Annotated in this window: 2 protein-coding genes; one reads left to right on the top strand and one right to left on the bottom strand. The window is 56.3% G+C overall.

What is annotated here, in order from left to right:
- Window positions 1-63 precede the first annotated feature (63 nt).
- Window positions 64-591 carry a 50S ribosomal protein L16 gene (locus tag D6783_03840; GenBank protein ID RME52768.1) on the bottom strand — a complete coding sequence of 176 codons (528 nt, stop codon included), beginning with the start codon at window positions 589-591 and terminating at the stop codon, window positions 64-66.
- 385 nt (window positions 592-976) lie between these two features.
- Here D6783_03840 and D6783_03835 point away from each other — a divergent pair.
- A partial coding sequence (locus D6783_03835; GenBank protein RME52767.1) for a hypothetical protein occupies window positions 977-2,743 on the top strand: 1,767 nt, incomplete at its 3' end.

Below are 2,743 nucleotides of genomic sequence, written 5' to 3'. Positions count from 1 at the left end.
GTACTTACGAGACAACTGAACAAAACACGAAAAAGAACAGAAACAAAAACAAAACCCCGCGCCCTACGAAGAACACGGCTCAACAACAATCTTGCAACCAACAGGAAGCTTATGCTTAATACGCTCCGCCGCGCCTTTCCCAAACGAGAGATGCGGCTCCTTCACCAAAATCTCAAACAAGTCCTGCCCCTCACGAACCTGAGCAGCAAGGCCGATAGGCTTGCCAAACGATTTCTTCATACCTGTACTCATACGATCAGCACCGGCACCACTCGCAAGAGGATTCTCCCGAAGAATATGATGCGGGTACACCCGAATTTTCAAACAAAAATTCTTCTTCCCACACTTGGTCTCAAGAAACTTGTTCGCCGACTTCCTCGCAGCCTCAAGCGCATTATGCCTCACCTGCACAGAACCACTCGAGCGCACCAACACCTTATAATCATACGCCTCCCGCGGCTCGCCCATCACATACTTCACAATCAAGTTATGCGGCGTCGCCCGAACATACGAGAGCTTTCGAAACTTCGACTTCCTCGTGTAAGGACGCTCAATCCTCCGATACGCAACAGCCTTTCTCAACTTCGCCATGACCTCGATGGACTACCAAACGATTTATAAGTGTTTTGCTTTCTCAAGCGCCCAGACCCCTACCACAACACCGCTTCAACACTCATTCAGAAACGCTTCGGGGGACACCCCCCGGCAAGCTCCGTTCAAATCTTTGCTCATGCAAAAAACGTCTCTTGATCGCGTATGTTAAAACCGTCTTATCTGAACCGGTTGAACCGCCCCCTTTTCTTACCCGCCTCGTACCAACCACGAAATGAAGTGATCAGGCAAGGAACAATCTTTTTAAACTCGCTTTGTAAAGAGCAATCGTGATACACCCCTCGAGGGAGAACGAAAGAAAACAAGGAAGGGAGGGGTGAAAGAAACATAGAAGCGAGGAGGGGGGTTGCGAAGACAATCAAGCATGGCAAGCGCGAAGCACACAAGGGGAACGGACGAGTGCCGTCGCAAGTCAAACAGAAGAGGCGTCATTCAGACACCCCCACCTAGAACAGGCCAAGAAACCAACAACCCCTCGAACACCACGCCACCCTCCCCGGCACTCCTGGTCGTTCTTCTCACAGCACTCCTCCTCGCGCCCTTCGCAAGCAGCAGCCTCGTTCTCGCCCAAAACCCCCCCGGCGATGAGCCGCCCACTCAAGCGCAACCCCGCCTTGAACTCTACGTCCCACCACTCATCCGTGCAGGCGAAGGAGACCTCCTTCGCATCCCCGTCGCGTCTTCCTGGCCGCTCCGAAACGTTAACGCCACGATAACCCCAACCAAAGCCGCCCCGAAAGCAACCACGCCGCCGCGTTACGAGAAGAACACCAGCACCCTCTACTGGGCCGCACCTCCCGACGGGCACGGAACATACACCCTTGCCATCACCGCAACAGACACGCGAGGTCACAACGCGAATGCCAAGTCCCTCCTCCTCATCCTCGACCGCCCAGACATCACCCCCCTGCCTCCACCACCACTCACCCTCGAAGAAGGAGAAAGCATATCGCTCAGCGCAGACATTGCCGACCAAGACGAAAACAGCATTCACCTTTTTCGCTGGTTCTTTGACAGAACCTATCAAGGAGACAGCAAAAACTGGACCCTTCCTTCACGGCTGGCAACGCCAGGGCTCCACGAAGTCGCCCTCCTCGTAAAAGATTCTGACGGCCTCACGGCAACGGCAACATGGCCGCTTGACATTGGCAACACGAACGAACCACCCCAGCTCATTCAAGGACTCCAAGACAGAGTCATCAACGTCAACAACGACGTCAAACTCTTCGACCTGCGCGAACACTTCGCCGACCCCGACGGCCAACCACTCGTCTTTTCAGCAACGCCCCTCCCGCCTCCGAACACCACCCTCACTGTTCCCTACACCGTCAACGTCACCCTACGCATCACTCCAGAAGGAATCGTTCGCGCCCGCCCCCGAGAAGAAGGCGTATTCTTTGTCACCTTCACGGCAAAAGACCCCTTCAACAAAACCAGGACCACGCCAACCGTTACCATCCTCGTCACAAAAAACCCCCACGAAGTAACGCTCAACCTCACCCCTCTTTGCGGCGACGGCATCTGCGAAGACGTAGAACGATGCTCCTGTGAAGAAGACTGTGGCCCCTGCAAAGAACCGCAAGGCGCATGCCTCAACCAATGGGTGTGCACGGAGTGGGGGCCCTGCCTTCCTAGCAACGTCCAATTCCGCGTTTGCTATGACGAGAACGAGTGCAACAACGACGTTGGAAAACCTGACCAGTCCCAAGCGTGCAATTACAACGGAACCTGCATGGACGGGGTGTGGAACCAAGGAGAAGAGGGTGTGGATTGTGGCGGCCCGTGCGAGCCGTGCCCGTCGTGCACGGACGGCGTTCGCAATCAAGGCGAGGAGGGTGTGGATTGTGGCGGCCCGTGCGAGCCCTGCCCCTCCTGCGACGACGGCCAGCACAACGGCAACGAGACAGGACTCGACTGCGGCGGCCCCTGCGAGCCCTGCCCAGCAGGCGAAGCCTGCATCCTTGAACAAGACTGCCAAAGCCTCGTGTGCACGAACAACACCTGCCAACCCCCCACCTGCACTGACAACGTCCAAAACGGAAGAGAGGAGGGTGTGGATTGTGGCGGCCCGTGCGAGCCGTGCCCGTCGTGCACGGACGGCGTTCGCAATCAAGGCGAGGAGGGTGTGGAT

Source organism: Candidatus Woesearchaeota archaeon (assembly GCA_003694805.1).
In the GTDB taxonomy this organism is placed as follows: Archaea; Nanobdellota; Nanobdellia; order Woesearchaeales; family J110; genus J110.
Note: the sequence above shows the minus strand (reverse complement) of the source record. Positions and strands in the feature narration are given on the sequence as shown.